Source organism: Variovorax sp. V213, assembly GCF_041154455.1.
Lineage (GTDB): Bacteria > Pseudomonadota > Gammaproteobacteria > Burkholderiales > Burkholderiaceae_C > Variovorax.
The window spans coordinates 3,857,866-3,884,478 of sequence record NZ_AP028664.1; the positions used below are offsets into that span (position 1 = coordinate 3,857,866).

24 protein-coding genes are annotated in these 26,613 nt (G+C 67.3%); 9 read left to right on the plus strand and 15 right to left on the minus strand.

What is annotated here, in order from left to right; translation table 11 throughout:
* Positions 1-95 precede the first annotated feature (95 nt).
* From ACAM55_RS18330 to ACAM55_RS18340, 3 genes are all read right to left on the minus strand, one after another.
* Complete coding sequence (locus ACAM55_RS18330; RefSeq protein WP_369652909.1) at positions 96-2,999, minus strand: beta strand repeat-containing protein; 2,904 nt, start codon at positions 2,997-2,999, stop codon at positions 96-98.
* 137 nt (positions 3,000-3,136) lie between these two features.
* The gene (locus tag ACAM55_RS18335) at positions 3,137-3,730 is read right to left on the minus strand and encodes a hypothetical protein (protein WP_369652910.1); all 594 of its coding nucleotides are present in this window, start codon (positions 3,728-3,730) and stop codon (positions 3,137-3,139) included.
* A gap of 458 nt (positions 3,731-4,188) precedes the next feature.
* Positions 4,189-5,082, minus strand: coding sequence for a LysR family transcriptional regulator (locus ACAM55_RS18340; protein ID WP_369652911.1), 894 nt, complete (start codon positions 5,080-5,082; stop codon positions 4,189-4,191).
* A 369-nt stretch (positions 5,083-5,451) separates the two neighbouring features.
* On the opposite strand from ACAM55_RS18340, the gene ACAM55_RS18345 reads away from it, so the two are divergent.
* Both ACAM55_RS18345 and ACAM55_RS18350 read left to right on the plus strand, forming a co-directional pair.
* Positions 5,452-6,141, plus strand: a complete 690-nt coding sequence (locus ACAM55_RS18345) for a FadR/GntR family transcriptional regulator (RefSeq protein WP_369652912.1) — start codon at positions 5,452-5,454, stop codon at positions 6,139-6,141.
* The gene (locus ACAM55_RS18350) at positions 6,138-7,418 is read left to right on the plus strand and encodes a CynX/NimT family MFS transporter (RefSeq protein ID WP_369652913.1); all 1,281 of its coding nucleotides are present in this window, start codon (positions 6,138-6,140) and stop codon (positions 7,416-7,418) included. Before ACAM55_RS18345 ends, ACAM55_RS18350 begins: the two co-directional genes overlap by 4 nt.
* Before the next feature lie 44 nt (positions 7,419-7,462).
* On the opposite strand, the gene ACAM55_RS18355 is transcribed toward ACAM55_RS18350, so the two are convergent.
* Positions 7,463-8,257: a hypothetical protein gene (locus ACAM55_RS18355; protein WP_369652914.1), complete on the minus strand. Its 795-nt coding sequence runs from the start codon at positions 8,255-8,257 to the stop codon at positions 7,463-7,465.
* A 117-nt stretch (positions 8,258-8,374) separates the two neighbouring features.
* On the opposite strand from ACAM55_RS18355, the gene ACAM55_RS18360 reads away from it, so the two are divergent.
* Positions 8,375-8,965, plus strand: a complete 591-nt coding sequence (locus ACAM55_RS18360) for an NADPH-dependent FMN reductase (RefSeq protein WP_369652915.1) — start codon at positions 8,375-8,377, stop codon at positions 8,963-8,965.
* A 27-nt stretch (positions 8,966-8,992) separates the two neighbouring features.
* On the opposite strand, the gene ACAM55_RS18365 is transcribed toward ACAM55_RS18360, so the two are convergent.
* A complete protein-coding gene (locus ACAM55_RS18365; protein ID WP_369652916.1) occupies positions 8,993-9,511 on the minus strand; it encodes a DUF4329 domain-containing protein in 519 nt (172 codons plus the stop codon).
* A 209-nt stretch (positions 9,512-9,720) separates the two neighbouring features.
* On the opposite strand from ACAM55_RS18365, the gene ACAM55_RS18370 reads away from it, so the two are divergent.
* A complete protein-coding gene (locus tag ACAM55_RS18370) occupies positions 9,721-10,470 on the plus strand; it encodes an SDR family oxidoreductase (RefSeq protein WP_369652917.1) in 750 nt (249 codons plus the stop codon).
* A 9-nt stretch (positions 10,471-10,479) separates the two neighbouring features.
* On the opposite strand, the gene cynS is transcribed toward ACAM55_RS18370, so the two are convergent.
* The 7 genes from cynS to ACAM55_RS18405 form a co-directional block, all read right to left on the minus strand.
* Positions 10,480-10,923, minus strand: a complete 444-nt coding sequence (gene cynS, locus ACAM55_RS18375) for a cyanase (RefSeq protein WP_093018895.1) — start codon at positions 10,921-10,923, stop codon at positions 10,480-10,482.
* Between the two features lie 44 nt (positions 10,924-10,967).
* Complete coding sequence (locus ACAM55_RS18380) at positions 10,968-11,795, minus strand: ABC transporter ATP-binding protein (protein WP_369652918.1); 828 nt, start codon at positions 11,793-11,795, stop codon at positions 10,968-10,970.
* A gap of 22 nt (positions 11,796-11,817) precedes the next feature.
* Complete coding sequence (gene ntrB, locus ACAM55_RS18385; RefSeq protein WP_369652919.1) at positions 11,818-12,678, minus strand: nitrate ABC transporter permease; 861 nt, start codon at positions 12,676-12,678, stop codon at positions 11,818-11,820.
* A 6-nt stretch (positions 12,679-12,684) separates the two neighbouring features.
* A complete protein-coding gene (locus ACAM55_RS18390) occupies positions 12,685-14,043 on the minus strand; it encodes a CmpA/NrtA family ABC transporter substrate-binding protein (RefSeq protein ID WP_369652920.1) in 1,359 nt (452 codons plus the stop codon).
* A 147-nt stretch (positions 14,044-14,190) separates the two neighbouring features.
* Positions 14,191-14,859: a response regulator gene (locus tag ACAM55_RS18395; protein WP_369652921.1), complete on the minus strand. Its 669-nt coding sequence runs from the start codon at positions 14,857-14,859 to the stop codon at positions 14,191-14,193.
* A 10-nt stretch (positions 14,860-14,869) separates the two neighbouring features.
* Positions 14,870-16,051 (minus strand): PAS domain S-box protein, encoded by a 1,182-nt coding sequence (locus ACAM55_RS18400; protein ID WP_369652922.1) that lies wholly within the window; start codon positions 16,049-16,051, stop codon positions 14,870-14,872.
* A gap of 45 nt (positions 16,052-16,096) precedes the next feature.
* On the minus strand, positions 16,097-16,519 hold the full coding sequence (locus ACAM55_RS18405) for a DUF1348 family protein (protein WP_369652923.1): 423 nt from the start codon (positions 16,517-16,519) through the stop codon (positions 16,097-16,099).
* A 97-nt stretch (positions 16,520-16,616) separates the two neighbouring features.
* Here ACAM55_RS18405 and ACAM55_RS18410 point away from each other — a divergent pair, with 97 nt between their 5' ends.
* The 3 genes from ACAM55_RS18410 to ACAM55_RS18420 all read left to right on the plus strand — a co-directional run bounded on the left by ACAM55_RS18410 (position 16,617) and on the right by ACAM55_RS18420 (position 19,426).
* Positions 16,617-17,219, plus strand: a complete 603-nt coding sequence (locus ACAM55_RS18410; RefSeq protein WP_369652924.1) for a TetR/AcrR family transcriptional regulator — start codon at positions 16,617-16,619, stop codon at positions 17,217-17,219.
* A 20-nt stretch (positions 17,220-17,239) separates the two neighbouring features.
* Positions 17,240-18,124 carry a LysR substrate-binding domain-containing protein gene (locus tag ACAM55_RS18415; protein ID WP_369652925.1) on the plus strand — a complete coding sequence of 295 codons (885 nt, stop codon included), beginning with the start codon at positions 17,240-17,242 and terminating at the stop codon, positions 18,122-18,124.
* Between the two features lie 144 nt (positions 18,125-18,268).
* Positions 18,269-19,426, plus strand: a complete 1,158-nt coding sequence (locus ACAM55_RS18420) for an L-lactate dehydrogenase (protein ID WP_369652926.1) — start codon at positions 18,269-18,271, stop codon at positions 19,424-19,426.
* A gap of 21 nt (positions 19,427-19,447) precedes the next feature.
* Here the strand turns inward: ACAM55_RS18420 and ACAM55_RS18425 are convergent, their stop codons facing one another.
* From ACAM55_RS18425 to ACAM55_RS18435, 3 genes are read right to left on the minus strand one after another with little or no spacing between them, the layout of a single operon-like run.
* Positions 19,448-20,422, minus strand: a complete 975-nt coding sequence (locus ACAM55_RS18425; protein WP_369652927.1) for a tripartite tricarboxylate transporter substrate-binding protein — start codon at positions 20,420-20,422, stop codon at positions 19,448-19,450.
* Between the two features lie 27 nt (positions 20,423-20,449).
* Complete coding sequence (locus ACAM55_RS18430) at positions 20,450-21,796, minus strand: alpha/beta hydrolase family protein (protein ID WP_369652928.1); 1,347 nt, start codon at positions 21,794-21,796, stop codon at positions 20,450-20,452.
* Positions 21,793-24,522: a tannase/feruloyl esterase family alpha/beta hydrolase gene (locus ACAM55_RS18435; RefSeq protein ID WP_369652929.1), complete on the minus strand. Its 2,730-nt coding sequence runs from the start codon at positions 24,520-24,522 to the stop codon at positions 21,793-21,795. The genes ACAM55_RS18430 and ACAM55_RS18435 overlap by 4 nt, the downstream gene beginning before the upstream one ends.
* A 145-nt stretch (positions 24,523-24,667) precedes the next feature.
* On the opposite strand from ACAM55_RS18435, the gene ACAM55_RS18440 reads away from it, so the two are divergent.
* Together ACAM55_RS18440 and ACAM55_RS18445 are read left to right on the plus strand one after the other, a co-directional pair.
* Complete coding sequence (locus ACAM55_RS18440) at positions 24,668-25,588, plus strand: LysR family transcriptional regulator (protein WP_369652930.1); 921 nt, start codon at positions 24,668-24,670, stop codon at positions 25,586-25,588.
* A gap of 22 nt (positions 25,589-25,610) precedes the next feature.
* Positions 25,611-26,612 carry a Bug family tripartite tricarboxylate transporter substrate binding protein gene (locus ACAM55_RS18445; RefSeq protein ID WP_369652931.1) on the plus strand — a complete coding sequence of 334 codons (1,002 nt, stop codon included), beginning with the start codon at positions 25,611-25,613 and terminating at the stop codon, positions 26,610-26,612.
* The last annotated feature ends 1 nt before the right edge of the window (position 26,613 follow it).

Here is a 26,613-nt window from a genome sequence, read left to right on the forward strand (position 1 = left end):
AAAGCGGCAAGGGAAAAAAGCGAGGCATGCCGATGGGCAGCGCCTCGCGAAAGCCGGCGGACCCGGAGGCCCGCCGGCGACTCAAACCCTTGTCGTCACTCGTTGATCTTCACGGCGAAGGTCAACGTGGCCGTGCCGCTCGGGGCCACGGAGTTGGTGGCACTGCCGCAGCTCACCGCGGTGGCGGTCTGTGCGTAGACGAGCGCCGTGCCGGTCACGCCGGTCGAGGTGCACTGCGTTGCCGCCGTGGGTTGCGTGGCGCTCAGCGAGGTGTACGCAGGCACCGCATCGTTGATCGCGATGTTGGTGACCGGCGCGGTGCCCTCATTGGTGGCGACGACCTTGTAGACGATGCACTGGCCGGGCTTCAGCGACAGCGGAGTTGCCGCGAATGCGCCGTCTGCCACGCCATCGCAGGTGACGTCGGCTGCCTGCGTCTTGAGGACGCGGATCTGGCCGGTGATCACGGTGCTGATGTCGGTGGCCGACGGTGCGCCGCAGCTGGACGGGCCGGTGAAGGTCGCGGTCACGGTCGTGGTGTCGGTTGCGCCGGCGCTGGCGCCGCCCGGTGCGAACACGCGCACCAGCAGCTTCTGCGATGCGCCCACGGCCAGCGGGCCGGCTTGCGGGCCGGTCACCAGCGTGTCGCCCGCGTCGATCTGGCCATCACCGTTGACGTCCAGGTAGATCGCGGTGGTCCAGCCGAGTGCGGCGTCGGCCGCCGGCACGGTGGCCGTCAGCGTGTACGCACCGCAGCTCTGGTTGCCGGTGTTGGTCAGCGTGTGCGGATACACCACGGTGCCGCCCGGTGCGAGCTGGCCGCTGTTGTTCGGCGTGAGCGTGGCGCTCAGCGTCTGTGCAGCGGTGACGGTCACGGCGTCGGTCTTCGTGTCGGACACGATCACACCGGTCGAAGCGACGGCGGTGGACTGCACCTGGAAGTAGACCTTCTGTGCGGTGACGGGCGACTGCGTGGCAGGCGGCGTCACGCAGGCAGCGACCTGCCCTTGTGCGCCGGCATTGACGGCCACGCTGGTGATCGCTGCCGATGCGCAAGTGCCGCCCGAGGCCACGAACTTCACCGTCCAGCCGGTCGGCAGGGTGCCGGGGAAGCTGGTCGACTGGCTGGCCGCCAGGTTGTAGGTATTGTTGACCGAGTCGTTGTTCTTGACGAACAGCGCGAACACGGTGCCGGTGCCGGCGGCCGTCGAGTTGGTCGTGGTGGGCTGCGGGCTCGGGCCGGGGCCCAGGTCGCCGTCAGCCACCGAGCCGGTGCCCGTGCCTGCCGCGGTGTTGGTCAGGTCGACCAGCGAACCGACAACGATGGTCACCGTGTCGCGCGTGGCGTCGATCTTGGTCGTGTCGCCCGCAGAGCGACCCGTCACCGTGGCCGAGAACGGACCGGCGCCCACCGCCGTGGCGGATGGGACGTTGGCCTGCACCACGATGTTGACGCTGCCGCCAGCTGCGATCGGGCCGGTGTCGGGCACGCCGTCGCCGGTGGTGTCCAGCAGCGGCGTGACGCCATCGGCCGCGAACAGCACGAAGGTCGTGCCTGCAGGGAAGGTGCCTGCCGCGATCGTGAGGTTCACGGTGTCGGTGCCGGTGCCCGCGTTGAACACGGACTGCGCGAACTTGACGCTGCCGCCGGCCACGACGGAAGGACGCGTGGTCAGGTCGGCTGCGGTGCCGTTGGGCGTGCCGGGCGTGGTGTCGACAGCGGTGGCAGCGGTCGACGGGTTGGTACCCACCGCGATGCTGTAACTCGCCACGACCGTATAGGCCGACGGGTTGGTGCTCGAGCCGAGCGTGCCGATGGCCGCTGCAGTGGCCGTGGGCGAATCCGCGGGGTTGAACTGGCCCACGTTGGTGGTGGTGGACGTGCCGATCGCGGCGGTGCTGTTCACCAGCACCACGAAGCTCACGGTCTGCGTCACGTTCTGGCCCAGCGAGGCGACCACGGTGTTCAGCGTGTTGCCGGTCACCTGGAAGTCGATGCCAGCCGGATCGCCGGCTGCGCCGTCGCCCAGTGCCGTGCCGGGGGCGCTGCTCCACACCGCGGAACCCGCGACGTAGGTCATGCCGCTGGGCAGCGTGTCGGACATCGCAAACTTGCCTGCGGCGCCGCCCGTGTTGTTGAAGGTGAGCGTGTAGACCGTGTATTGGCAGGTCGCGCTGGAAGCGAGGCCGGCCGACCAGGTCGTAGCGCAGCTTGCCGAAGTCGAGCGCGGACCGCCGTTGGTCGCGGTCGGCCAGGCGGCATTGCCCGGACCGGCCACGGACGGAACGCCGATCGACTTGCTGACGTTGAACGCCGCCGCCGTCGTCAGCTTGATCTCGTCCTTGTCGGCCGCCGAGGTGTTCGGTGCCGTGTACAGCGCCGGGGTGCCCGGGGTGGCGGTGATGGTCGCCGTGTCGAAAGCGCCGGTGGCGCTGCTGGCCGTGCCGGGGATCGTGTAGGCCACGACGAAGCGGAACACGCCGTTGTTGCCGGCCACGCTCTGCGCGGGCACGCTGCAAACGCCCGCGGCTGCAGCCGTGCACAGCGGGGTGGTGCCGTCGGGCACGCCGTCGCCGTTGGCGTCGGGATAGACCTCGACCTTGGAGAACTTGTCGGTGTCGGCGTCGACCGTCAGCGTGAAGGTGTCGGTGCCGTTGCCGGTGTTGGTCAGCGTGTGCGGTGCGTAGACGATGGAGCCCGCCGCGCCGATCTTGGTGTTGACGACGGTCGTCGTGACCTGGTTGACCGAGTCGAGCGTGAACGACCCAACCTGCTGAACCGTGGTCTGGACCAGGTTGGACGTGGCCAGCTGGGTAGTGCCGGCAGCGTCGGAGTAAGTGGCTGAAGCCTGGTTACCGATGACGGTATTGGCTGGTGGTGCAGCGGCCAGTGCGGTCGAACTTCCGAACAGGAAGCCCAGCGTCAAGGCTGCGGCGCCGGCCCACGACGCAGACGGCCTGAAGCCGATGCTGCGCCGGGTTGGCAGGGTGGAAATCACGTGGTTTCTCCTCGGTTGTCAAAAAAGGTCAGGAACAGAAAAAAACCGGCAGCCGTGATTCGTTGCTCGAAAACGCGGCGGCCGGGTTGCACTCGAAAGAAATCGGATGGCACGGGTGGACGGGGCGAAGCGCCGGATCAGCGCGCAGCGCCGGACGCGGCCTGCACCGCCACAGCGGGCGGCGGCACGACCACCTCGACCTTGGCGCGCGCGCTCACGGCGGTGCTGCCGTTGGCGGGCAGCTGGCCCAGCGTCCAGCGCAGCGACCGGTAGTCGGCATAGGGCACCGGCTCCGTCTTGTTGCCAGCGGCTTTGCGCATCAGCGGCTCGGGGCCGAACACGGCCTCCTTGGTCGCCGCCTGCACCAGGCCCGCGCCCGGCTTGGCGCTGCGCGGCTGGTATTCCAGGCCTTCGGGAATCGGAAGATCCGCCACCAGGCCGGTGACCGGCTTGCCGGTGTTGTTGGTGTAGGTGGCCCTGTACTCGACGATGTCGCCGGGCTTGACCGAGCTGGCGTCCACCAGCTGTTCCTTGCCCTGCGCGTCCTTCACTACCTTGGACTGGGTGAGGACGACGGCAACGGCCTTCTTCTGGGCGGCCTCGGCGGCGGCGGGTGCGGACTGGGCCGCGGCAGCGCCGGCGAAACCGGTCAGCCCGGCCAGCAGGAACGCGCTGGCGCCCAGGCCGGAAAGGCGGCAATTCAGGATTTGAGTCAGTTTTTTAATAAACATGGTTGCTCCAGATTCAAGACACACAGGAGTTCACCCCGGCTCATGCCGACATGAAATAAGCGGCTCGGGCCGCGGGGAGGAATTGCCGGCATTGCAAGCGCCGGCATTTGGATGAGCGATCAGCGCCTTTTCGATTTGCATCGCTGAGGCACTGCCCGCTGGACTGCTGCGATTTCTCTGTCGCGGTCAGTCGGATCAACTATTAACAATTATCTGTTTTTGGTTACGAAGTGTAGACCAAAACTGATACTTTGGTATCAATCGAAACCGACAACTGTCCATTCGAAACAACAGTTCCGTTTTCGACAACCGGAGGCCGCGGGATCATGCTTTTCCCTTCGGCAACACATGCGAGCGGACACGAAGCCCTCACACGGCGTTCGATGGAACGCAAAAGAAAAATGGGAAAAACGCCCATTTTTTGGCTCGGCGGTTGCGAGCCGATCGTCCTTGCCGTATCAAGAAAACTTGAAAATATTCAAGACGTAATCGACAAAAACCTTGATCTTTGGAGAGTTGCGGCGCGACGGCAAATAGACAAGATTGATTTCCTGCGGCTTCAATTTGATCGCCGGCAGCACGGGAACCAGAAGTCCGCTGTCGATGTGCGATTGGGCGATCGCCAGAGGGACCAGCCCGATACCTTTGGCGGCTATTGTCAATTTCACGATCAATTCCAGATCGTCCGATCGGAATACGCTGCCCGCACGCACCCGGTGGATCTTGCCCGCGGTCGAAAGACTGATTTCCTTTTTGCGTCCCTCGCCCTCGGTGACCAGGAAGGCATGCGACGCCAAATCGGGCACGCCCTCGAGGGCGGGGTGCGCTGCAAGGTAATCGGGGGCGGCGCACAGCACCATCGGTTCGTTCTTCAGATGGCGCGCCACCATCTCGTCGCAGCCTTCCCGTCCGCGCCGGATGGCCACATCGGCTTCGTCGCGAAACAGGTCGGCCCTGTCATTGCCCGTTTCGACCACGACTTCGAGCTGCGGATGGGCGGCCATGAAATCGGGCAGATGCGCCCCAAGCAGCTCCCTGCCGTAGTAGTGAGGGACCGCCACGCGCAGCCGCCCGCCCACCGTACCGCTACCGGAGGACAGGTTCAGCATGACGTCATCGAGGATCGTCAGCACATGCTGGGCCGCGACCAGAAACTCCCGGCCCTCCTCCGTGAGCGCGAAACGCGTGGAGCCGCGATGCAGCAGCATGTGTCCGACCGTCGCTTCCAGCCGCTGGAGCTGGCGCGACGCGGACGCCTTGGGCACGTTCAGCACATCGGCTGCCGGAGTCAGTCCTCCGAGCTGGGCGGCTTTGGTGAAAAGCCGGACATCCGACAAAGAAAAATCCTTCATTTCGACTTCCGGGAACCCTGTTTGTTTTCTTAATGAACGCTCGCATCGGCGTTTTGGGCGGCCGCGCCGCTGCGCAAATGAAGCCCTCACGCAATAAGCGCAGCGGCCTTTAGTATCATTTTCGAACGATAAATCAACATTTGTTAACCTTTGCAAACAAGGCTTTGCCGATCCGGGAATAGTTCACTGTTTGGCGGCAATTGTGTAAATCGCACTTGCACAAGCCTCGGTGTCTGCGGCTGAAAAGCGACCGCACCAGCTGGACCTCCCATCCCTGCGCCCGGGCCCAAGCCCCTGCCACCGACTGCGACAATCCATCTGCGCGAAAATTCATCAAATGATTCAATGAATTAGGCCTTTCTTATTCATATGCTCCTCCAAGCTCCCCGCACCTCCCTGGCCGACAGCGCCGCCAACAGCATCCGCGCCGAGATCGCGGCCGGCCGGTGGACGGTCGGGTCGCGCATTCCCATCGAACCGCAGCTGGCCCAGTTGCTCGGCGTGAGCCGCGGCACCGTGCGGGAAGCGGTCAAGACGCTGGTCTCGCGCGGCCTGCTGGAGGTGCGGCAGGGCTCCGGCACCTACGTGCGCTCCGGCTTCGACCCGTCGCTCAGCTTGCAGAAGATGCGGCGCGCGAGCCTGCGGGACCAGTTCGAGGTTCGGCGCGCGCTCGAGGTCGAGGCCGCGCGGCTGGCCGCGCTGCGCCACACCGCCAAGGATCTGCGCAACCTGAGAACCCTGCTCGAAAGGCGCGGCGTGCCCGACGCAAAGGACGGCGGCGCGAGCTTCATCCAGCGCGACCTGGCCTTTCACCTGGCCATCGTCGACATCTCCGGCAACCTCGCGCTGGCCGAGACCTGCCGCTTCATCGCCGGCTACATCAAGGAAACCATTGCGAGCACGATGGACACCGGCCTGCCGGAACCCGACACGGCCGTGCACATCGCCATCGTCGAAGCCATTGCGAGCCGCGACCCCGACCGCGCCGCGGAGGCGGTGCGTGCTTTCATGTCGCCCATGATCGACGCGCTGGCGCAGGATGCGGAGCCCGTCCGATGAGCGCAGTGCCGTTCGGGGCGGGCCGCGCGGCCGACGAACTGTTGATCGATGCCGAGGCCGACAGCGTGCCCGCGCCGCGCGCCACGCCCGCGGGCAGCCTGGCCCGGCGCATCCTGCTGGGCGCGAGCGTGGTGCTGATCGCCTTCAACCTGCGGCCGGTGTTCGCGAGCCTGTCGGTGGTGCTGCCCGAGATCATTGCGGCCACCGGCCTCTCCGCCACGGCCGCAAGCCTGCTGACCACGCTGCCCATCGTCTGCCTGGGTGTGTTCGCGCCGCTGGCGCCGGGCCTTGGCCGGCGCTTCGGCACCGAGCGCACGCTGCTCGCCTGCATGGTGCTCATCCTGGTGGGCACAATGTTGCGGGGCACGGGCAACATCCCGCTGCTGTTCCTGGCCTCGGCCATCGCGGGCAGCGGCATCGCGGTGTCGAACGTGCTGCTCTCCGGCCTCGTGAAGCGCGACTTCGCCAGACAGGCGGCGCTGATGATGGGCCTCTACACCATGGCGGTATGCGGCGGTGCGGCCAGTGCCGCGGGCCTCACGGTGCCGCTCGAACATGCGCTCGGCGGGAGCTGGACCTATGCGCTTGCGATGTGGGCGGCGCCGGCCTTGCTCGTCACGCTGATCTGGGCGCCGCAGGCCCTGCCCCTCAGGCCGGTGGCCAGCGAATCGGGCTTCACCGTGCGCGGGCTGTGGCGCGATCGGCTGGCATGGCAGGTCACGTTCTTCATGGGGCTGCAATCGGCCCTGGCGTACATCGTGATGGGCTGGCTCGCGCCCATCCTGCGCGAACGCGGGCTCGGCGGCGAGACCGCCGGCTACGTGGTGTCGCTGTCGGTCATGACGCAGGTGGTGACCTGCCTCGTGGTTCCGGCCGTGGCGGTGAAGCTGCGCAACCAGCGCGGCCTGGCGGTGGTGCTGGCCGCGCTCACCGTGGCCGCCATGCTGGCCATGCTGTTCGCGCCGCTCGGCGGCGTGTGGTTGTGGGCCGTGCTGCTGGGCATTTCGCAGGGCGGCACCTTTGCGCTGGCGCTCACGCTGATCGTGCTGCGCTCGCCCGATTCGCACGTGGCGGCGCACCTCTCGGGCATGGCGCAGGGTGTGGGTTATGTCGTGGCGGCCTGCGGCCCGTTGATGGCCGGCCTGCTGCACGGCTGGACCGGCAGCTTCCGCGCGTCGTCATGGCTCTTCATCGGGCTGGGCATCGCGCTGGTGCTGGCGGGCATCGGCGCGGGACGCACCATGCACGTGGGCGCGGTCACGGTTGCGCGGCACTGAAGAAGATACTGAAGCGCGCCGCGCCAGGCAAAGCGGCCCGGCCGCTACTGCGGACCGCCGCAGAACCCCGCACGCTCGGTGGTCCTGGCGGCGAAGTGCAGCCGTGTGGTGGTCGCGGCGGTCGCGGGCGCGTGCGCCGGCCATTCGCTTTGCAGCCACGTGAATTGCCAGTTGTAGGGCTCGTCTGGCCTGGCAGGTTCGCCATAGGCAATGCGCAGGCTGCCGCTGCTCTCGTCGTGGCAATGCTTCGACTGCTTGTATTCCTTTTCGCTGAAGCAGGCACGGACCATCTTCGAGCAGGAAAAAGGAATGTCTTCGTACGCGGCCTTGCTCTCGTCGAGCGGAACAAAGGCGGCCTTGGTGAACGAGGCGCCGCCGCCCGAGTACATCTCCGACACCGTCTGGAGCACGGCCACGGCCCATTGCCCTTCTCCCAGTGGATAGAGGGCCGGTGCAAGCGAAACGCGCGCCTCGGGCATGCCGGTGCCGTCTTTCTTCAACGCGGCGGCATGGCTGCTGAAGTCATGCAGGCGGGCCAGCTGCCAGCTTCTCGAATCTGCGCTGCGCTTGAAGCGCACCATCGCCACGGCCAGCGGTTCGTCCGACAACACCGCATAGTCGCCCACCGCGGCGCCACGCGGCCGGTACAAGCCCAGCGACTGCGGATCGCAAGGCTGCGGCAGCAGCGCACACAGGCGGGCGCGCCATTCGGGGTCCACGGACTCCGGCTTCCTGACCACGTCCAACGGCTGTGCGGCGGGTGCAGCAAAGACCTGGCCGGCCAGCAGCAGGGCGAGCATCGGGGCAACGGTGCAAAGGGCTGGAGGCGGCTTTTTCATGGTCGGGAATGGTAGCCAGCCTGCCTGGAAGAAGCTGCTACCAAATGCCGCCGAGGGATGGCCTCGATGTTGTAGCCTTCGCTGAGTGGCCGCCCCGGCCTCTCGAACGGAGCGAAGATGGCTGACAAGATCCTGGTGTTCTATGGCTCGTACCGATCGGACCGCATGGGCATTCGCCTGGCGGACTACGTGGTGGCAGGCCTCAACGCGCGCGGCGCCGAGGCCGAGCTGATCGACGCCCAGGCTGTCGGCCTGCCGATGCTCGACCGCATGTACAAGGAGTACCCCCAGGGTGCCGCACCCGCGGCAATGGAAATGCTGGCGCAGAAGATACGCGGCGCCGACGCCTTCGTCTTCGTGATCGGCGAATACAACTGGGGCCCGCAGCCCGGCTTGAAGAACCTGACCGACCACTTCCTCGAGGAATGGTTCTGGCGTCCCGCCGCTGTGGCCAGCTATTCGGCAGGGCGTTTTTCCGGCGTGCGCTCGGGTACCTTGTGGCATTCGATCCTGTCCGAGATGGGAATGGTCGTCATATCGAGCACGCTGGCCGTCGGCCCCATTTCGCAGACGCTGGATACGGACGGCAAGCCCACGGGCGGCGCTGGTGAATCGCTCGAGCGCTCGTTCGGGCGCTTCGCCGATGACCTGGCCTGGTGGACCGAGGCCGCGCGCACGCAGCGGGCGCGCAAGGCACCGCCCTACTGACCGGCGGCAGCGGATTTCCGGTTGCGGCTACGCGGCGTGCAGCCGTGCACGCGTCCTCGATCTGGGCGTGACCTTCGGTGGATCGCGCAGGATCATTTCATCTCTGCAGTTCTTCAGCCTCGGCCCCGCGACCGCGGTCTTCTTCGTCCTGTGGTCGTATTTGAGGAACAGGCCCGACACGCTGCCGACGTAGGCGTCGATTCCGAAATCGTCCGCCACGCCCCGGTCTTCCGGTGAAAACTTGTTGGGCTCCATCTTGAAGCCGGCGCCTTTGACCGCGGGGTGCGTGTGGTAGTAAGCCACGGCGCTGGTGCCTTCGGGGCACCCCTTGTTGCCGCCGCGGTGGCCCACGTCGACAGTGTTGGTGTCTCCCTCGCGTGCGGGCATGGCGAAGTATTTGCTGCCCCACTGGCAGATCATGCCGCCGAACTCCTTGCGCCGTTCGATGGACTCGATGAGCACGGCTTCCAGCGCCGCGCGCGCGGCTTCGGTCGGCGTGTCGAAGGGTTGGATTTCGAAGGGGAATGGGGGCGGTGCGGTATCCATGCCCGGAGTGTCGCGGCTGCGCCTGCGCGCGGCCATCTGCCAGAAAGCGTATGACACCCGGCCGGCCGCCGGGGGCCCACGTCTGCAGGATCAGGCAAGAACCTTGTTCGATCCGGATAACGCCCGAAGCCCCTTCCGCGCGAGACTTCTCTCCATGCCCGGCGCAGCGTTGCGCCATGGTTCACACCAACCCGCACGAGGAGTTTCTCATGAGCGCAATCCAGGAAAAAGTCGTCCTCATCACGGGCGCAAGCGGTGGCATCGGCGAGGCGGCCGCGCGGCTTTTGGCGCGGCGCGGCGCCAAGGTGGTGCTCGGCGCGCGCCGCACCGAACGGCTCGAGGCACTGGCCAACGACATCACGGCCGCCGGCGGAACGGCGAGCTTCCAGCGGCTCGACGTCACCTGCCGGCCCGACGTGGAGGCGTTTGCCGAGTTCGCACTCGAGGCGCACGACCGCATCGACGTGCTGGTGAACGCCGCGGGCGTGATGCCGCTCTCGCCGCTGTGGACGCGCAAGGTCGACGAGTGGGAACTGATGATCGACGTGAACCTGCGCGGCGTGTTGCTGGGCATTGCGGCGGTGCTGCCGACGATGCAGGAGCAGGGCTGGGGCCATATCGTCAACGTGGCGCCGGTGCCTGCCCACGGCGTGTCGCCAAATTCGGCGGTGTATTGCGGCACGCAGTACGCGGTCGACGCCATTTCGGAGGGGCTGCGGCAAGAGCATGCGGGCCGCGTGCGCGTGACGGTGGTGCGCCCCGACGTGAGCGAGGTCGACCGCACGCTGGCCGATCGCATCGCGGCCTGCAGCTCGTTCGAGCGCATGGTCACGCGGCGGCGCATCGCGGTGCCGGTGGAGGCCGTGGCCCGCTCGATTGCCGGCGCCATCGAGGGCGGCAGCATCTCGGCGCCGCGGCGCGCGGCATGGCGCCCGCGGCCGGCCGAGCACGCGTTCTGAGGGGCTGCGTCAGTAGGTCTTGTAAGGCAGGAATTTGCCCGAGAGCACCACGTTGACGCGGTCGCCCTTGGGGTCGGCCTGGCGCTGGATGTCCATGCTGAAATCGATGGCACTCATGATGCCGTCGCCGAATTCTTCGTGGATCAGTTCCTTGATGGTGGTGCCATACACGCTCACCACCTCGTACCAGCGGTAGATGAGCGGATCGGTCGGCACGGGCGTGGGCAGCGAACCCTTGTAGGGCACCACCTGGAGCCACTTCTGCTCCTCCACGGTCAGGCCGAAGATCTTGCCGATGATCTTCGCCTGCTTGTCGTCGAGCGTCATCTGGCCGAGGCATGCGGCGGTGGTCCACTCTTTCGAGAGGCCCACTTTCCTGGCCACGTCGGCCCACTGGATGCCCTTGGACACCTTCACGGTAATGATCTTCTCGGTAACGTCGTTGCGGTTCATGCGGTTTGCTCCTGATTGAGTTGGACGAGTGAAGTAAGTAAGAGTCACGACGCCTTGGCGCGCGTGACGAGAAAATCGACGATGTGGTTGCGCAGCGCGTAGTAGCCGTCCAGGTGGTGCAGCGAAGCGCGCGTGCGCTCGCGCGGCAGCGGGTTGACCACGGTCTCGGCGATGTTGCCGGGCCGCCAGCCGCCGCCGGACAGGTCGGCGCCGTTGGTCATCAGCAGGATGCGGTCGGCCAGAAGAATGGCTTCGTCCACGTCGTGCGTGATCATGAAAACGGTCTGCTGCGTCCGGCGCACGATGGCCATGAGCTCGTCCTGGATGGTGCCGCGCGTCAGCGCATCGAGCGCACCAAAGGGCTCGTCGAGCAGCAGCATCTTGGGCTGGATGGCAAAGGCGCGCGCTATGCCCACGCGCTGCTTCATGCCACCCGAAAGCTGCGAAGGCTTCTTGTCGATGGCCGCCTGCAGGCCCACCATGGCCACGAAGCGTTCCACCTGCGTGTTGACCTGCGCGGCCGACCAGTCGGGCCAGCGCGAGACCACCGCGAACGCGATGTTCCTGCGCACCGTGAGCCAGGGCATCAGCGCATGGCTCTGGAACACCACCCCGCGTTCCAGGCTCGGGCCGGCCACCTCGCGGCCGTCCATGAACACATGGCCCGCGCTCGCCTGGTCGAGGCCGGCCAGCACGTTGAGGATGGTGGTCTTGCCGCAGCCCGAGTGGCCGATGATGCAGACGAACTCGCCGCGGTCGAGCGTGAACGACACGTCCGCGAACACCGGCCGCGCGGGCGCGAAGGCCTTGGCCAGCCGCTCGATGCGCAGGAAGCCGCCGGCGGCGGGCAGAGGGGCGGGAACAGATGTCATGAGGGCGCCTTGTGCCGATCGATCACTCCACATAGGTGACCCTTCTCTGCAGCCCGGCAAAGGCCTGGTCGAGCAGCATGCCGACGACGCCGATCACCAGGATCGCGAAGATCACGTTGGTGAGCGAGAGGTTGTTCCATTCGTTCCACACGAAGTAGCCGATGCCGGTGCCGCCCACCAGCATCTCGGCCGCCACGATGACGAGCCACGCGATGCTCATGCTGATGCGCATGCCCGTGAGGATGGTAGGCGCGGCCGCCGGCAATATCACGCGGAACGCGCGGCGCAGCGGCTTCACTTCGAGCGTGCTGGCCACGTTGAGCCATTCGCGCTTGACCGAGGCCACGCCGAAGGCGGTGTTGAGCAGCATCGGCCACACCGAGCAGATGAAGATCACGAAGATGCCGCTGACCGAAGAATCCTTGATGGTGTAGAGCGCGAGCGGCATCCACGCCAGCGGCGAGATCGGCTTGAGCACCTGGATGAAGGGATCGAAGGCCTTGTGCAGCAACGGCGACATGCCGATGACGAAGCCCAGCGGCACCGCGACCGCGCAGGCCAGCAGGAAGCCCAGCGCCACGCGGCCGAGCGAATGGGCGAGCTGGATCGCGATGCCCTTGTCGTTCGGCCCGTTGTCGTAGAACGGATCGGACAGGTGCCGCCAGGCCGTCCGGCCCATCTCGCCCGGCGATGGAAAGCCCGAGCTCTTCACCTGGCCCGGGTCCTTGCCGAGCATCTTCTGGTATTCGATCTGCTCGGCGGTCATGCCGGCAGCGGCCGCGGTGCCAGCGGCCGGCAGGGTTGCGAGCTGCCACACGGCGAGCACCAGGCCGAGCAGCAGCACCGACAGCAGCGCCGCCTTGAGCGTGAGGTTCTTTCGCATGGCGTATCAGGCCGCCAGCTTGCTGATCGCGAAGCTCTTGACGTAGTCGTCCGGCTTCGCGGGATCGAACACCTTGCCCATGATCGTGAACTTGGGGTACGCACCCTCGGGCACCGGCTGGCCCAGCGCCTTCATCTGCTTCCTGGCATCGGTCAGCAGGAACACCTTCTCCGCGATCTGCTTGTAGTCGACGTCGCCCTTCACGTAGCCCCAGCGCTTCATCTGCGTGAGCATCCACACCGCCATCGACTGCCAGGGAATCGGATCGAAGTCGGCGCGGTTGGGCACCGTCCGGATGTTGCCGAGCCCGTCGGCGAACTTGCCGGTCAGCACCTGGCTGATCACGGTCTCGGGCTGGTTCAGGTACTGCGCCGGTGCGATCACCTTCGCGATCAGTTCGCGGTTCTTCGGGTCGCGCGCCATCGCCGAGGCGGTGAGCACCGAGCGCACCAGCGCCGCGAAGGTGTTGGGGTTCTTCTGGATGAATTCGGTCGAGCTGCCGAAGGCGCAGCACGGGTGGCCATCCCAGAGGTCGCGGGTGAGCAGGTGCAGGAAGCCGATCTCCTCGAACACGGCGCGCTGGTTGAACGGGTCGGGGCCGAGGTAGCCGTCGATGTTGCCGGCACGCAGGTTGGCCACCATCTCGGGCGGCGGCACCACGCGAATCTGGATGTCGGTGTCGGGGTTCAGGCCCGCCTCGGCCACGTAGTAGCGCAGCAGGAAGTTGTGCATGCTGTACTCGAAAGGCACGGCAAACTTCATGCCCTTCCACATCTTCGGGTCGCGCTTGTCCTTGTGCTTGTTGGCCAGCGTGATCGCCTGGCCGTTGGTGTTCTGGATGGTGGCGACATTCATCGGCACCTGGTTGGAGCCGGCCCCCATCGAAATGGCCAACGGCATGGGCGACAGGAAATGCGTGGCGTCGTATTCCTTGTTGAGCATCTTGTCGCGGATGAGTGCCCACCCCGCGGTCTTGACCACTTCGACGTTGAGCCCCTGCTTCTGATAGAAGCCCAGCGGGTGCGCCATGATCAGCGGCGTGGCGCAGGTGATCGGAATGAAACCGATCTTGAGGTTGGTCTTTTCGAGCGGCGCCTTGTCTTGCGCCATGGCCTGCAGCGCACCCAGCGGCAGCACGGAAGCAATGGCGGCGCGCGCGGTGTTGGCACCCACGGCGCGCAGGAAGTTGCGGCGCACGCTGTCGATCGGAAACAGCGCCTTCATCAGGCTGGCCTCGAGCTTGTCGTCGGGGCTGACGTCGATGTCAACGCCGCGGCCGTGGTTGCGGCCGCAGGCGCATCGCATGTTCAGTGGCCGGTCGGCATCGTAGAGATCGCAGGCGGTCGAATCGGATGGGCTGGACATGATGGTGCACCTCGGTGAAAAGATGCTTGCACGATGCAAGGCCCGGGCCGAAAGCGAGGCCCAAAGGCTTGCCGACCGCAGATCGTGCCGCGCTTGTCGAGGCCTTGTAGGGCTGGCACTACAAGGCGGTGCCCGCCGGCTTCGTTTTCAGGCCGCGGGGGCCGCTTTGCCGTGGCGCTCGGCATACAGCGCGAGCTCCACGTCGTTCTTGGTGCCGGTCTTTTCGAGGATGCGGGCGCGGTAAGTGCTGACCGTGTTGGGCGCCAGGCCCAGCTGCGCACCAATTTCGCTCACGCTGTGCCCGGCGCTGAGCAGCCGGTACACCTGGTGCTCGCGATGCGAGAGCTGTTCGGGGCCCTGCCCCACGTTGCGGCCCACCGCGGCCGCCAGCGCTTCCGCCGTGGCCGCCGATACATAAAGACCGCCCGCCGCCACCTTGCGCACGGCACTCACCATGTCGTCGGCATCGGCGCTCTTGTTCAGGTAGCCCGAGGCGCCAAGCTTGATGCAGCGCACCGCGTACTGCTTCTCGGGGTAGGTGCTGAGCATCAGCACCGGCAGCGTGGGCCAGTCTTTGCGCAGGGCCTGCAATACGTCGAGGCCGTCGCGCCCCGGCAGCGCGATGTCGAGCAGCACCACGTCCAGGCCTTCGGGCCCGCCGAGTTCCTGCACGGCCGCCAGCACCTCGGGGCCGGTCTGCGCTTCCGCGCGAACGGCCATCGAGGGCAGTCCGTTGGAAAGATCGCCCAGCATCTGCTTCAGGCCCTCGCGCACGATGCGGTGGTCGTCGCCGATGAGCACGCGGATCTCGTTCATGCCGCCAAGCCTACACCGGCAGCGGCAGTTGCAGGCGGAAGGTGCTGCCCTCGCCCACCTGGCTGTGGATGTCGATGCGCCCGCCGAAGTGACGCGCACGCTCCCGCATGCCGAGCACGCCGTAGGAGGTGGCCGCTTCGAAGGCCCCTGCCGGTGCCCCAACGCCGTCGTCGCGCACGCTGATGTTCAGTTGCCCTTGTTCCACGCCGATGCGGATTTCGAGGCTGCGCGCCTTCGCATGGCGCCCGACGTTGCTGAGCATTTCCTGGAAGATCCGAAACACCGCAATGGCCGCGGGCTCGGGGAGTTCCACGCCGGCCGGCACGTCGAAGTGCCATTGCAGCGCCAGTTCGGCCGACTGCACGAACTCGTGCGCCTGCCATTCGAGTGCGGCCCACAGGCCCTGGTGGTCGAGGATGCTGGGACGCAGGTCGGTGATGATGCGACCCACGTTGTCGACCGCGCGCTCGATCAGCTGGCTCATGTTGCCGCACTTGCCGCGCATCTGGTCGCGCATGGCCTGCGCGGCATCGGGTGCGCGCTCCTGCTGCTCGCCCAGGCGCTTGCCGATCCAGTTGACGTCCATCTTGAGCGCCACCAGCAAGCTGCCGAGCTCGTCGTGCACCTCGCGTGCGATGCGCGTGCGCTCGTCTTCGCGCACCTTGTCGAGCCAGGCCGAGAGCTCGCGCAACTGCACCAGCGCATCGCTGAGTTCGCGTGTGCGCTCCTGCACGCGCAGGCCGAGCTCGTCCTTGGCCTGCTGCAGCGCCTCGGCCTGGCGGCGGCGTTCGGTGATGTCGACGAAGGTGATGACGCCGCCGCGCACCTGCGCGCCGTCCATGATGGGGTGGCTCGAATACTCCACCGCGAAGGCGCTGCCGTCGCGGCGCCAGAACACCTCGGTGTCGATGCGGCACGGCAGGCCGCGGCGAAAGGCATTGAAGATGGGACAGTCCGTGTCGGCGTAGTGCGAGCCATCCGGGTGCGAGTGGTGCGTGAGCTCGTGCATGTTGCTGCCGATCACGTTGCGCGCCTCGTGGCCCAGCATCTCTGCCCCGGCCCGGTTGATGAACATGCAGTGCCCGTCGAGGTCGACGCCGAAGATGCCCTCGCCGGTGGACTCCAGCAGCAGCCCCAATTGGTGCTGCCACAGCGGGTGGCTGGCGGTAGGGTTCAGTACGGGCGTTTCCATGCACCAAAAGCAAGCAACAAACGTTCCTGAAGAAGGACAGGCCGGTCAGCGCTCCCAGCGGAACTTGCGGTCGGATTCGGCAATGGGCTGGTCGTTGATGCTCGCAAAGCGCTTTTGCATCAACCCGTTCTCGGCGAACTCCCAGTTCTCGTTGCCGTGGCTTCGAAACCACTGTCCCGCCGCATCATGCCATTCGTATTCGAAGCGCACCGCAATGCGGTTGTCCATGAAGGCCCAGAGCTGCTTCTTCAGGCGGTAGTCGTGCTCGCGCTCCCACTTGCGGGTGAGAAATTCGACCACCTGCTCGCGGCCGTTGACAAAGTCGGCGCGGTTGCGCCACTCGGTATCGGGCGTGTAGGCCAGGCTCACGCGAACCGGGTCGCGCGTGTTCCAGGCGTCTTCGGCGGCCTGGACTTTCTTCGTGGCGCTTTCAAGCGTAAAGGGAGGCAGTGGCGGACGGGATTCCATGAGCGTCTTTCGTTGAAGTGAAGTGGATGAAAGGGCTGGTACAGGCCCGCAGTGTGCCACATGTAGACAGACCTGTCTACATGCATACAATAGCGCCATGGACATCTCTGCACTGCCCGCACGCGAGCGCATCCTGCACACGGCGCACGACCTCTTCTATGCCGACGGCATCCGTGCCACAGGCATCGACCGCGTCATCGCCGAATCGGGCGTGACCAAGGTCACCTTCTACCGGCACTTCCCGTCGAAGGACGACCTGGTGCGCGAATTCCTCGACCACCGCCACGCGCGGTGGATGGCCTGGTTCGTCGATGCACTGGGACGCCGCGGCGCGCACGAGCGCATCGGCGATGCCGGTGCCTTGCTTCTGCTCGCCGACGTGATGGCCGAATGGTTCGCCGACCCGGTGTTTCGCGGCTGCGCCTTCATCAACTCGGTGGCCGAAGTGGGCAGCAGCGTGGAAGGCGCGGCGCAGCGCGCGCGCGAACACAAGCGCGAAATGGTGGAAGTCATCGCAGGACTGCTGCCCGCGGATTCACCCTCGCGCATGGCGCTTGCGCAGGCCGCTGCGCTGGGTGTGGACGGCGCCATCGTCAAGGCGCAGATGGGCGACGCGGCCCTGGCTCGCGAAGCCATCGACGACTTGCGACGCCTTCTCCAGGCACTGGCGGTCGCGTCGCACCCCGCAGCGCCCCGATAAGATCCAGCCCGGAACGACACATGGCTTCAACGCGACTCCCCTCGACCCAGGGCCTGCAGGCCTTCGAGGCCGTGGCACGGCTGCGCAGCGTGAACCTCGCGGCAGAGGAACTCAGCGTGACGCCCAGTGCCGTGAGCCACCGCATCCGCCAGCTCGAAACGCTGCTCGAACTCAAGTTCTTCGTGGGCAACGACTTCAGCCTGAGCGCCGATGGCGTGGCCTACCTTGCCCGCGTGCGCGAAGCCATTGCGGCGTTGCAGCAGGTGCCTGGGCGAGAGCCCGCATCGCAGGTGCGGCGGCTGCGCGTGGCCGTGACGCCCACCTTCTCGCGCCAGATGCTGCTGCCCCGGCTGGCCGTGTTTCGCGATGCCTATCCGAACATCGAACTGATGCTGCAGGTGACCACGCCGGTGCGCAACATGACGGCCGAAGAGGCCGACATCGAGCTGCGCTTCGGCACCGGGCCCTTTCACGACCGGGAGTTCTTCCAGTTGCTGGCCGACGAGGTCTCGCCGGTGTGCAGCCCGGCCTACCTGGAGCGCCACGGCCCGTTCGGCGGCTTTTCCACGGATGCGGAAATCTCGCGCGCCCAGTTGCTGCGCACGCCGCTGGAAGCCTGGCGCACCTGGTTCAAGGCCTCTGGCATCGGCCTGCCCGAGCCGGCCACGGGCCACCAGTTCAACGACCTGGGCCTGGCCCTCGATGCGGCCGCCGAAGACTTCGGCGTGGTGCTCATGCACCTGAAGCTGGGGAGCGCATGGCTCGACAGCGGCCGCCTTGTGCGGCTTTCGCCGCGCAGTGTGCCCTCGCCCAACGCCTACTTCATCTGCTGGCGGCCGGGTGCCATGGAGCGCTGGGAATGCGCGACCTTCGCCGAATGGCTGCGCCAGGCACTGCGCGACTGAACTGAATTCTTTTCAGTTGCGGACCGGGTAATTTTCAGCTCGCCCGCGGCCGCGCGCATCACACTCGGGCCGCCGCGGGGCCTGCCCATAATGGCGGGCCTTCGCAAAAAGCGAACGACCGAAGACCCCACAGGAGACCGCCTCGTGCCAGACCTTTCCAAGATCACCTGCATCGAAGACCTGCGGGTGGTCGCCAAGCGGCGCGTGCCGAAGATGTTCTACGACTACGCCGACTCCGGCGCGTGGACCGAGAGCACCTACCGCGCCAACGAGAGCGACTTCCAGAAGATCAAGCTGCGCCAGCGCGTGGCCGTGAACATGGAGGGCCGCACCACGCGCTCCACCATGATCGGCCAGGACGTGGCCATGCCGGTGGCCATTGCGCCCACCGGTCTCACCGGCATGCAGCACGCAGACGGCGAAATCCTGGGCGCGCGCGCGGCCAAGGCCTTCGGCATTCCGTTCACCCTGTCGACCATGAGCATCTGCTCGCTCGAGGACATTGCCGAGCACACCGGCCGGCATCCGTTCTGGTTTCAGCTCTATGTGATGAAGGACCGCGACTTCATCGAGCGGCTGATCGAGCGCGCGCGCGCCGCGAACGTGTCGGCGCTGCAGCTCACGCTCGACCTGCAGATCCTCGGGCAGCGCCACAAGGACATCAAGAACGGCCTCTCGACGCCGCCCAAGCCAACCATTGCCAACATGATCAACCTGGCGACCAAGCCGCACTGGTGCATGGGCATGCTGGGCACCAAGCGCCGCACCTTCGGCAACATCGCGGGCCATGCCAAGGGTGTGAAAGACCTGTCGTCGCTGTCGTCGTGGACGGCCGAGCAGTTCGACCCGGCACTGAGCTGGGCCGACGTGGAATGGATCAAGAAGCGCTGGGGCGGCAAGCTGATCCTCAAGGGCATCATGGACGTGGAAGATGCGCGCCTTGCAGTGTCCAGCGGCGCCGACGCGCTCATCGTCTCCAACCATGGCGGCCGCCAGCTCGACGGTGCGCCCTCTTCCATCGCGGCGCTGCCCGCCATCGTCGATGCCGTGGGCCGCGAGATCGAGGTGTGGATGGACGGCGGCATCCGCAGCGGGCAGGACGTGCTCAAGGCCCGCGCGCTCGGCGCCCGCGGCACGCTCATCGGCCGCAGCTTTCTGTACGGCCTGGGTGCCTACGGCCAGGCCGGGGTGACGCGCGCGCTGCAGATCATCCACAAGGAACTCGACATCACCATGGCCTTCTGCGGCCGCACCGACATCGAGAACGTGGATTCGAGCATCCTGCTGCCGGGCACCTTCTAGGCCCCTCAGACGCACATATCGTCAGTCCGCGTAGACGCCCGCGGCCTTGATGATCGGGCTCCACTTGGCGATCTCGGCGGCCACGAACCTTTTGTGGCCCTCGGGTTCGATGCGGCCATCGGTGGCCACCACGGCGCCCAGCGCTTCCTCGCGCTTGATGAAATCGGGGTCCTTGAGCGCCGTCTTCAGCGCATCGCTGAGCTTCTTCAGCACCACTGCCGGCGTGCCCCTGGGCGCGTACAGGCCGTGCCAGATGGTGACCTGGAAGTTCTTCAGGCCGGCTTCGTCCAGCGTGGGCAGGTCTTTCAGCAGCGGCATGGCGAGACGCCTGGGCGTGGTGACCGCATAGGCCTTGACCTTCTTCGCCTCGATCTGCGGTGAGGTGTTGGTGGTCTGGTCGCACAGGAGGTCGATCTGCCCGCCGATGAGGTCGGTGATGGCCGGCGCCGTGCCCTTGTAGGGAACGGGCGTCATCTCGGTCCTGGTGGCGCTCTGGTAGAGCAGCCCGCACAGGTGCGAGGCCGAGCCGATGCCCGCGTTGCCGATGTTGATCCTGCCCTTGTTGGCGGCAATCCAGCCGGCAAGCTCCGCGTAGTTGTTGGCCGGAATGCTCGGCTTGGCGATCAGCGTCATGGGCACGTCGTTGACGATGCCGAGGTATTCGAAGTCGCTCTCGACCTTGAAGGGCACGTTGCGCACCAGCGTCGGCACGGTGGCCATTGCGATGTGGTTCAGCAGCAGCGTGTAGCCGTCGGGCGTGGCGCGCGCCACCTTGGCCGCACCGATGGAACTGCCGGCGCCGGGCACGTTGTCGATGATCACGCTCGCGCCGCCCAGGGGCTTGCGCAATGCTTCGGCGAGGTCCCGCGCCACGCGGTCGGTGGGGCCACCGGCGGCAAAGGGCACGACGATGGTCACGGGCTTGCCGACGGGAAAGTCCTGCGCATGCGCACCGGCGGCCAGGACGATCGCCGCAAGGGCGAACATTTTTTTCATGGGGTCTCCATCGAGTGAAAGAAAAAATCAGGGGACCCGCGCGGGCACGCGGGTTTCGAGCGCGGGAGGCTGCCACTCGGGCTTGATGTGGCAGCCGTTCTTGCCGTCGGTGTCGTAGCGCGGCACCAGCGCCGCGCAGCGTTGCGCAAGGCTCGCGGGCGTGGGCTTCTCGCCCTTGTCGATCCAGTCCATCAAGGCGTCGAAGAGCGCAGGGTATTCCGTGTCGCTCAGGTAGCTGTGCTCGCGCTCGGCGCTGAAGCTCTGCACCAGCGTGCCGCCCGTGCCCGCGGCATCGCGAATGCGCCGGTAGGCGTTCTCGAGTTCGACGAAAGCCGTGGGGTCGTCGATGGCGTGCAGGGCCACGGTGGGCAGCGCGGTGCGGCCGGTGGGCTGGCTGTCGGCGGCGAGTGCGCCCTTGGCCTGCGGATCGGCCGCATAGCGTGCAACGCCGGCGTTGAGCGCCGCATCGTCCGCCGAGCCCTGATAGAACACGCCGATGTTGCCGAAGGGATTGCGTCCGCCCAGGCGCTTCTGCACCAGGTCCTGGAACAGCCAGGTGGCCCAGTTCAGGTGGCCCTGCAGCGAGCGCTCCTGGATCTTGACCACCGACAGGATGGTCTTGAGGCGCGCGGCCTGCTCGGGCGTGCGCTGCGCCGCGGGCACACCGACACCGGCGCACTCCTTGACGCGTGCAGCCAGCTCAGCGCGCGTGAGCTTCGAATCCATGGGCAGGCCTTGCCACAACGGGTATTGCGGCTCGTCGGGCTTCGGATGGTTGCGGCATACGTACTGGTAGACCACGCGCAAGTCGAGCCGGAAATCGTAGGCACTGTTGCCGCCGCCGAGCACGCCGCTGGTGAGCAGCAGGCCGTCGTACGGGCTCTTCGCATCGCCCGCCGGCGCATAGAGTTCGGCGGCCTTTGCGGCCACGCCCGCGCCGTAGCTCTGGCCATGCAGCAGCGTGCGGCGCGGTGGACCGAAGCGCTGCACGAAGATGCGGCGCAGGCGCTCGGTGTCCTCGGCGGCCATGGTCACGCCATAGCCACCGCGCCGGTAGGTGGAGCCGGCCCATGCGTAGCCGGCCTTCACGGTGACGGCCCAGCGCTTCAGGTCTTCCTCGCCGCGCGCCAGCTTGGGCGGACCGGTCTCGGGGCCGCCATGGGCGTGCATCACGAGCACGCGGTTCCAATCCTTCGGAATCGCGATCCAGTAGAAGGCGCCCGTGCCGTCTTCGCCGGTGTAGCAGCGCGCGGCCTCGGGCACGGGCGCCGGGCAGGCCGCGGGCTTGGGTGCTGCAGGCGCCGCGTGCGCGAACGGCATCGGCGCCATGCCGAGCAGTGCGAATGCGGCCAGAGTGGACAGTGGTTTTTTCAATGGCGTACCCCGAGTTCCAGCGCCGCGTTCGCTCCTGCCGTGGAAATGAAACCGAGGACGCCGCTGTTGAAGATGAAATTGCCCGGCCGGCCCGCATCGGCCTGTGCCACGCCGAGCACCGGTGTGTCGTAGCTGAGGGCTGCGGCCGCGCCGCCGAGGTTGAAGCTGCCTCCCGAGACTGTCGCCTCGCGGCTCTCGCCCTTCACGCTGGCCATGGCATAGCTGCCGTCGGCCGCGCCCGGCGCCAGGCTCTGCTGCATCGCGAGCATGCGCAGGCCCGCACTGGCCGCCGACTCGCGCACCAGGTGCAGCGGCACTGCCGCACCATTGACCAGCCCGATCACCATCGAGCCGGTGAGCGTGCCGCCGGTGGTGACGGCGCCGCCCGTAGGCAGAGTGGTGCGCAGGTCGAAGGCGCCGCGGGTCGTGTTGTAGCTGATGTAGCCCTTCTCGGTCTGCGTGCACGCGGCGTCGTAGGTCATGAAGCTGCCCGTGACCGGATCGCGGCAGTACTGGAAAGTGCCGGCATTGCGCAGCCGCACCGACGACGCATGCGCCACCGTGCCAATCGTGCCCTGCTGCACACCCACGGCATTGAAGATGTTCGCCACCGGATTGAACACCGTGGGCGTCGCCGAGTTGTCGAAGGTGTTCTGGAATGCGAGCAGTGGCGCGAAACCGCCGCCGCTCGGCGCGTTCACCCCGCCCAGCAGCACGCCGCCCGGCGCGAAGCTGAAGACCGCCCCGCTCTCCGCACTCGCGTAACTGCAGCTGCCCTGCGCCACCAGCGAGCCGGTGCGCTGCGTGCCGGCCGTGCGCTGCAGGCTGGCGTCGATGGTCACGGTGTAGGCCATGGTGGCCGGATCGATCTGCACGCGGAGCTCCTCGCCGAAGCTGTTGCCGCCCTTGTAGCTGGTGACGGCAACCGGCAGGTTCGGGCAGGCAAGCGGGTCGCCGACCTCGGTCACGCAACTGTAGTTGACCGCCGCGTCCAGGCTGCCGCTGCCGCGGTACTTGGGCCACGCAGGGAACCGGCACAGCGGGCGCGTGCGGCCATAGGTGCCGGCCACGGCATCCACCGCCACGCCGGTGGCGGGCGCCAGGCCGCCTTCCACCCAGCCTTCGAGCGCCGCGAGCGAATCCCAGTTGGGAATGAACACACCGGTGCCATGGCCCATGCCGGGCACGGTGTAGAAGCGCACGCTCTCGTCCACCGCGGCCTGGCCCAGCGTGGCGACGAGCTGCCGGTAATAGTCGATGGTGGAGTTGGGGCTGATCACCTCGTCGGCCAGGCCGTGCAGCATGATGATGCGGCCGCCATGCGCGAAGAACGGTGCGAGGTTCGGGTTGGTCGCATCGGTGAGCATCGACACCTCCGTGACGCGGGCCGCGTAGCCGGCCGGGTCCAGCGGATCGAAGCCGAGCGTGTCGAAGCTGTCGATGCGCGTGACGAAGTGCTTCACCCACTGGTCGCCCGTGACGTACATGTTGGCATCGGCCGAGGTGGCCGGATTGGCCGGCACCTTGCGCGTGCCGAGGTCACGGGTGGTGTACGGCCCGGCCACGAGCGCCCCTTCGAGCAGGTTGTAGCCGCCCGCGCGGCGCACGCCATTGGCGAGCGCATAGCTCGTGAACTCGAGCGGCGACTCGATGGTGCGCACGGTGGCAATCTGCGCGTCGGACAGGCAGGTGTCGCCCGCATCCACGCCGCCGCTGCAGCGCAGCGATGCGAGGATGGGCGCATTGAGCTGCCGGCAGCTTTCCACGTTGCTCACGATGTTGTCGGCCGCGCCGTCGAGCTTGTCGCAGGCCTGCATGGCGGCCTTCTGCACCAGCAGCGTCTTGGCCACGTTCATCCAGCCCGCGCCGCCGTTGTTGTAGAGCGCGCGGCCCACCGCCACGTTCGACAGCCGCGTGCCGGTGTAGTTGAGCGCGGGCTCGTTGGCAACGATGCCGTCGTAGTCGAGCGGCCAGCGCTGCACGTAACCGAGCGCGTCGCGCCCGCCGGTGGAGGTGCCCAGGAAGTAGGCCTTCTTCGGCTTGATGCCGTAGCGTGCGAGCACCAGCGCCTGCGCCACGTCGCGGGTTTTCTTGAGCGACAGGCCGCCGTAGTTGGCCAGCTGCTCGTCGTTGGCCGCAAACCGGCCGTCGGTGATGCTGCTCGCCTGGTGGCCCGAATCGTCGCCATAGGTGGCGTAGCCGAGCGCCAGCGGCGCGGGCTTGCCGGCCGGGCCGAAGCGGATGCTCTCGGTGCCGTCGATGAGCACGCCGTCGAAGCCGCCGCCGCCGAAGTGGATGGTCTTCTGGTTCCACTTCTCGGGCAGGTTGAGCGCGAAGTTGATCGACTGCGAATTGGGATCGACCGGCTGGATGGTGCCGCGCACGCGGCAGTAGTCGCCCATCAGGTTGCCGGCGTCGCCCGCGGCCACGGGCGTGGCGCTGGTGACGGTGGCGCCCTGCGTGGGAAGGCCGATCTGCGAGGCAGGCAGGCTCTTGCCGGCCAGTTCCGCGCACGAGAGCACGGGTGCCACAGGCGGTGGCGGTGGGTTGTCCGGTGGATCGGCGTCGGGCGGATTGGCGGCGGCGGGCGGTGTCGTGGTCTGGGTCGGGAAGAAGAAGCTGGCGCCAGTGCCTGCTCCTCCTCCCCCGCCGCACGCGGCCAGGACGAGGGAAATGCCGATCGCGGGGCCGAGCGAGCGGCAGGAGCGAAAGGCAGCTTGAATCATCGATGAGGGGCGCGGTACGCGCATGAATGTGTCTCCGGCGTGCGACCTCGGTGGGCCGCTTTTCTTGAACAGGCGGCCGGACGATAGGCGCACGGGTGACTTAAGGTCAAATAAAATAACAAGGCACTTTCAATACGAAAAAAATATGGATATCAGAGCGCTCCGCTACTTCGCGGCCGTGGCCGAGACCGGCCACATGACGCGCGCCGCAGAGCAGCTGGGCATCCAGCAGCCGCCGCTGAGCCAGCAGATCAAGGCCCTCGAACGCGAGCTGGGCGTGCTGCTGTTCAGGCGGCATCCGCGCGGCGTGGCGCTCACCGACGCGGGCCGGCTGTTCCAGGTGGAGGCGCTGCGCATGCTGCACGACATGGAGGCCATGAAGCAGCGCATGGCGCGCGTGGCCGAGGGGCAGGCCGGCACCCTGGCGGTGGGCTTCACGAGTTCGGCGGCGGCGCATCGATTCATGCCCGAGGCCCTGCGCGCCTTTCGCCGCGCGCACCCGGGCGTGGAGCTGCAGCTGCGCGAAGACAACGCCGCCGAACTCACCGAGGCGCTGGCCGCCGGCCGCCTGCACTGCGGGCTGCTGCGGGTGCCGGTGGCGCGGCCCGAAGGCCTGGTGTTCGAAACGCTGCTGCGCGAACCGGTGCTGGTGGCCATGCCCAGCGACCATCGGTTTGCCCTCGCGCGCGGCAAGGGCTCGCGACCGCTGCCTCTGTCCAAGCTATGCGAGGAAGGCATCATCCTCGTGCGGCGTCCCGGTGCGCCCGGCCTCTATGCCGAGCTGCTCGCGCTGTGCCACGCCAAGGGCCTGCGCCCGCGCGTGGTGGCCGAAGTCGATCGCATGATGACCAACCTGAACCTCGTGGCCGCGGGTGTCGGCCTCTCGGTGGTGCCGGCCTCGATGACCGGCGTGCACGCACATGCCATCGCCTATGCGCGACTGGCCGATGGCGGCCAGCTCGATGCGCCGCTCACTCTGGTGTCGCGCGCCGAGGAAGACAACCTGCCCGCCCGGCACTTTGCCGCGCTGCTGCGCCGGCTCGCGAGCGAGAACCCGCGGTCATGAGCACAGCGCCAAGGGTGCACCAGTGAGCCCGTTGCTCCAGCGCCGCAGCTTCGTGCGCCACCTGGGCGCGGTGCTCGCCGCCTCGTGCGCGGCGGCTCCGTGCCTGCTGCGCGCCGCCGCGCCGCCCTGGCCGAATCGCCCGGTCCGCTTGATCGTCGTGTATCCGCCCGGCGGCGTGAGCGACGGCATGGCGCGCGCGCTGGCAGAGCCGCTTTCGCAGGCGCTGGGCGTGCCGGTGCTGATCGAAAACCGCGCCGGCGCGGGCGGCAGCGTCGGCATGGATGCGCTCGCGCGTTCGGCGCCCGACGGCTGCACCCTCGCCTTCTCGGCCATCAGCCCGCTCACGCTGCATCCGCTGCTCGCGCGCGTGCCCTACGACGCGTTGCGCGGCTTCGCGCCCGTGGCCAGCGTCATGCGAACGCCGGTGCTGGTGGTCGGCACGCCCGCCTTCACGGGCCGCAGCTTCGACGACCTCGTCGCCATGGCGCGCAGCCAGCCGGGCGCCATGCGCTGGGCCACCTCGGGCGTGGCCACCGTCGGCCACATGGTGCTTGCGCAGGTGCGCATGCAAAGCCGCACCGACATCACGCACATTCCGTATCAGGGCGGCGGCCCCCAGCTCAACGATGCGCTGAGCGGGCAGTTCGAGCTGCTGTCGACCAACGTTGCGGCGCAGCAGCTGCAGTACATCGAAAGCGGCCGCTTGCGCGCGCTGGCCGTGGGCGCGCCCGCCCGCATCGAGGCGCTGCCCTGGGTGCCCACGCTCGCGGAACTGGGCTTCGAGAAGGCCAACCGCGATTCGCTCTTCGGCATCTTCGCGCCGGCGCGCACGCCCGCCGCCGTGGTGCAGCGCCTCAATGCGGAGATCAACCGCCTGCTGCGCAGCGAACCGCTGCGCACTCGCCTGCGCGATGCCCACAACATCCCGGCCGGCGGCAGCAGCGAAGACTTCGCACGGGAGATTGCCATCGACCGGCGACGCAACCGCGAACTGGTGGCGGGGGATCGATCGCAGTTCGACTGAG

Bases quoted from the DNA above. Each gene is read 5' to 3' on its own strand.
- ACAM55_RS18360 (WP_369652915.1), top strand. From the start codon at position 8,375: ATGGCTGACAAGATCCTGGTGTTCTATGGCTCGTACCGATCGGACCGC.
- ACAM55_RS18340 (WP_369652911.1), bottom strand. From the start codon at position 5,082: ATGAAGGATTTTTCTTTGTCGGATGTCCGGCTTTTCACCAAAGCCGCC.
- ntrB (WP_369652919.1), bottom strand. From the start codon at position 12,678: ATGCGAAAGAACCTCACGCTCAAGGCGGCGCTGCTGTCGGTGCTGCTG.
- ACAM55_RS18370 (WP_369652917.1), top strand. From the start codon at position 9,721: ATGAGCGCAATCCAGGAAAAAGTCGTCCTCATCACGGGCGCAAGCGGT.
- ACAM55_RS18365 (WP_369652916.1), bottom strand. From the start codon at position 9,511: ATGGATACCGCACCGCCCCCATTCCCCTTCGAAATCCAACCCTTCGAC.
- ACAM55_RS18435 (WP_369652929.1), bottom strand. From the start codon at position 24,522: ATGATTCAAGCTGCCTTTCGCTCCTGCCGCTCGCTCGGCCCCGCGATC.
- cynS (WP_093018895.1), bottom strand. From the start codon at position 10,923: ATGAACCGCAACGACGTTACCGAGAAGATCATTACCGTGAAGGTGTCC.
- ACAM55_RS18335 (WP_369652910.1), bottom strand. From the start codon at position 3,730: ATGTTTATTAAAAAACTGACTCAAATCCTGAATTGCCGCCTTTCCGGC.
- ACAM55_RS18380 (WP_369652918.1), bottom strand. From the start codon at position 11,795: ATGACATCTGTTCCCGCCCCTCTGCCCGCCGCCGGCGGCTTCCTGCGC.
- ACAM55_RS18350 (WP_369652913.1), top strand. From the start codon at position 6,138: ATGAGCGCAGTGCCGTTCGGGGCGGGCCGCGCGGCCGACGAACTGTTG.
- ACAM55_RS18405 (WP_369652923.1), bottom strand. From the start codon at position 16,519: ATGGAATCCCGTCCGCCACTGCCTCCCTTTACGCTTGAAAGCGCCACG.
- ACAM55_RS18355 (WP_369652914.1), bottom strand. From the start codon at position 8,257: ATGAAAAAGCCGCCTCCAGCCCTTTGCACCGTTGCCCCGATGCTCGCC.
- ACAM55_RS18345 (WP_369652912.1), top strand. From the start codon at position 5,452: ATGCTCCTCCAAGCTCCCCGCACCTCCCTGGCCGACAGCGCCGCCAAC.
- ACAM55_RS18425 (WP_369652927.1), bottom strand. From the start codon at position 20,422: ATGAAAAAAATGTTCGCCCTTGCGGCGATCGTCCTGGCCGCCGGTGCG.
- ACAM55_RS18410 (WP_369652924.1), top strand. From the start codon at position 16,617: ATGGACATCTCTGCACTGCCCGCACGCGAGCGCATCCTGCACACGGCG.
- ACAM55_RS18390 (WP_369652920.1), bottom strand. From the start codon at position 14,043: ATGTCCAGCCCATCCGATTCGACCGCCTGCGATCTCTACGATGCCGAC.
- ACAM55_RS18415 (WP_369652925.1), top strand. From the start codon at position 17,240: ATGGCTTCAACGCGACTCCCCTCGACCCAGGGCCTGCAGGCCTTCGAG.
- ACAM55_RS18400 (WP_369652922.1), bottom strand. From the start codon at position 16,051: ATGGAAACGCCCGTACTGAACCCTACCGCCAGCCACCCGCTGTGGCAG.
- ACAM55_RS18440 (WP_369652930.1), top strand. From the start codon at position 24,668: ATGGATATCAGAGCGCTCCGCTACTTCGCGGCCGTGGCCGAGACCGGC.
- ACAM55_RS18395 (WP_369652921.1), bottom strand. From the start codon at position 14,859: ATGAACGAGATCCGCGTGCTCATCGGCGACGACCACCGCATCGTGCGC.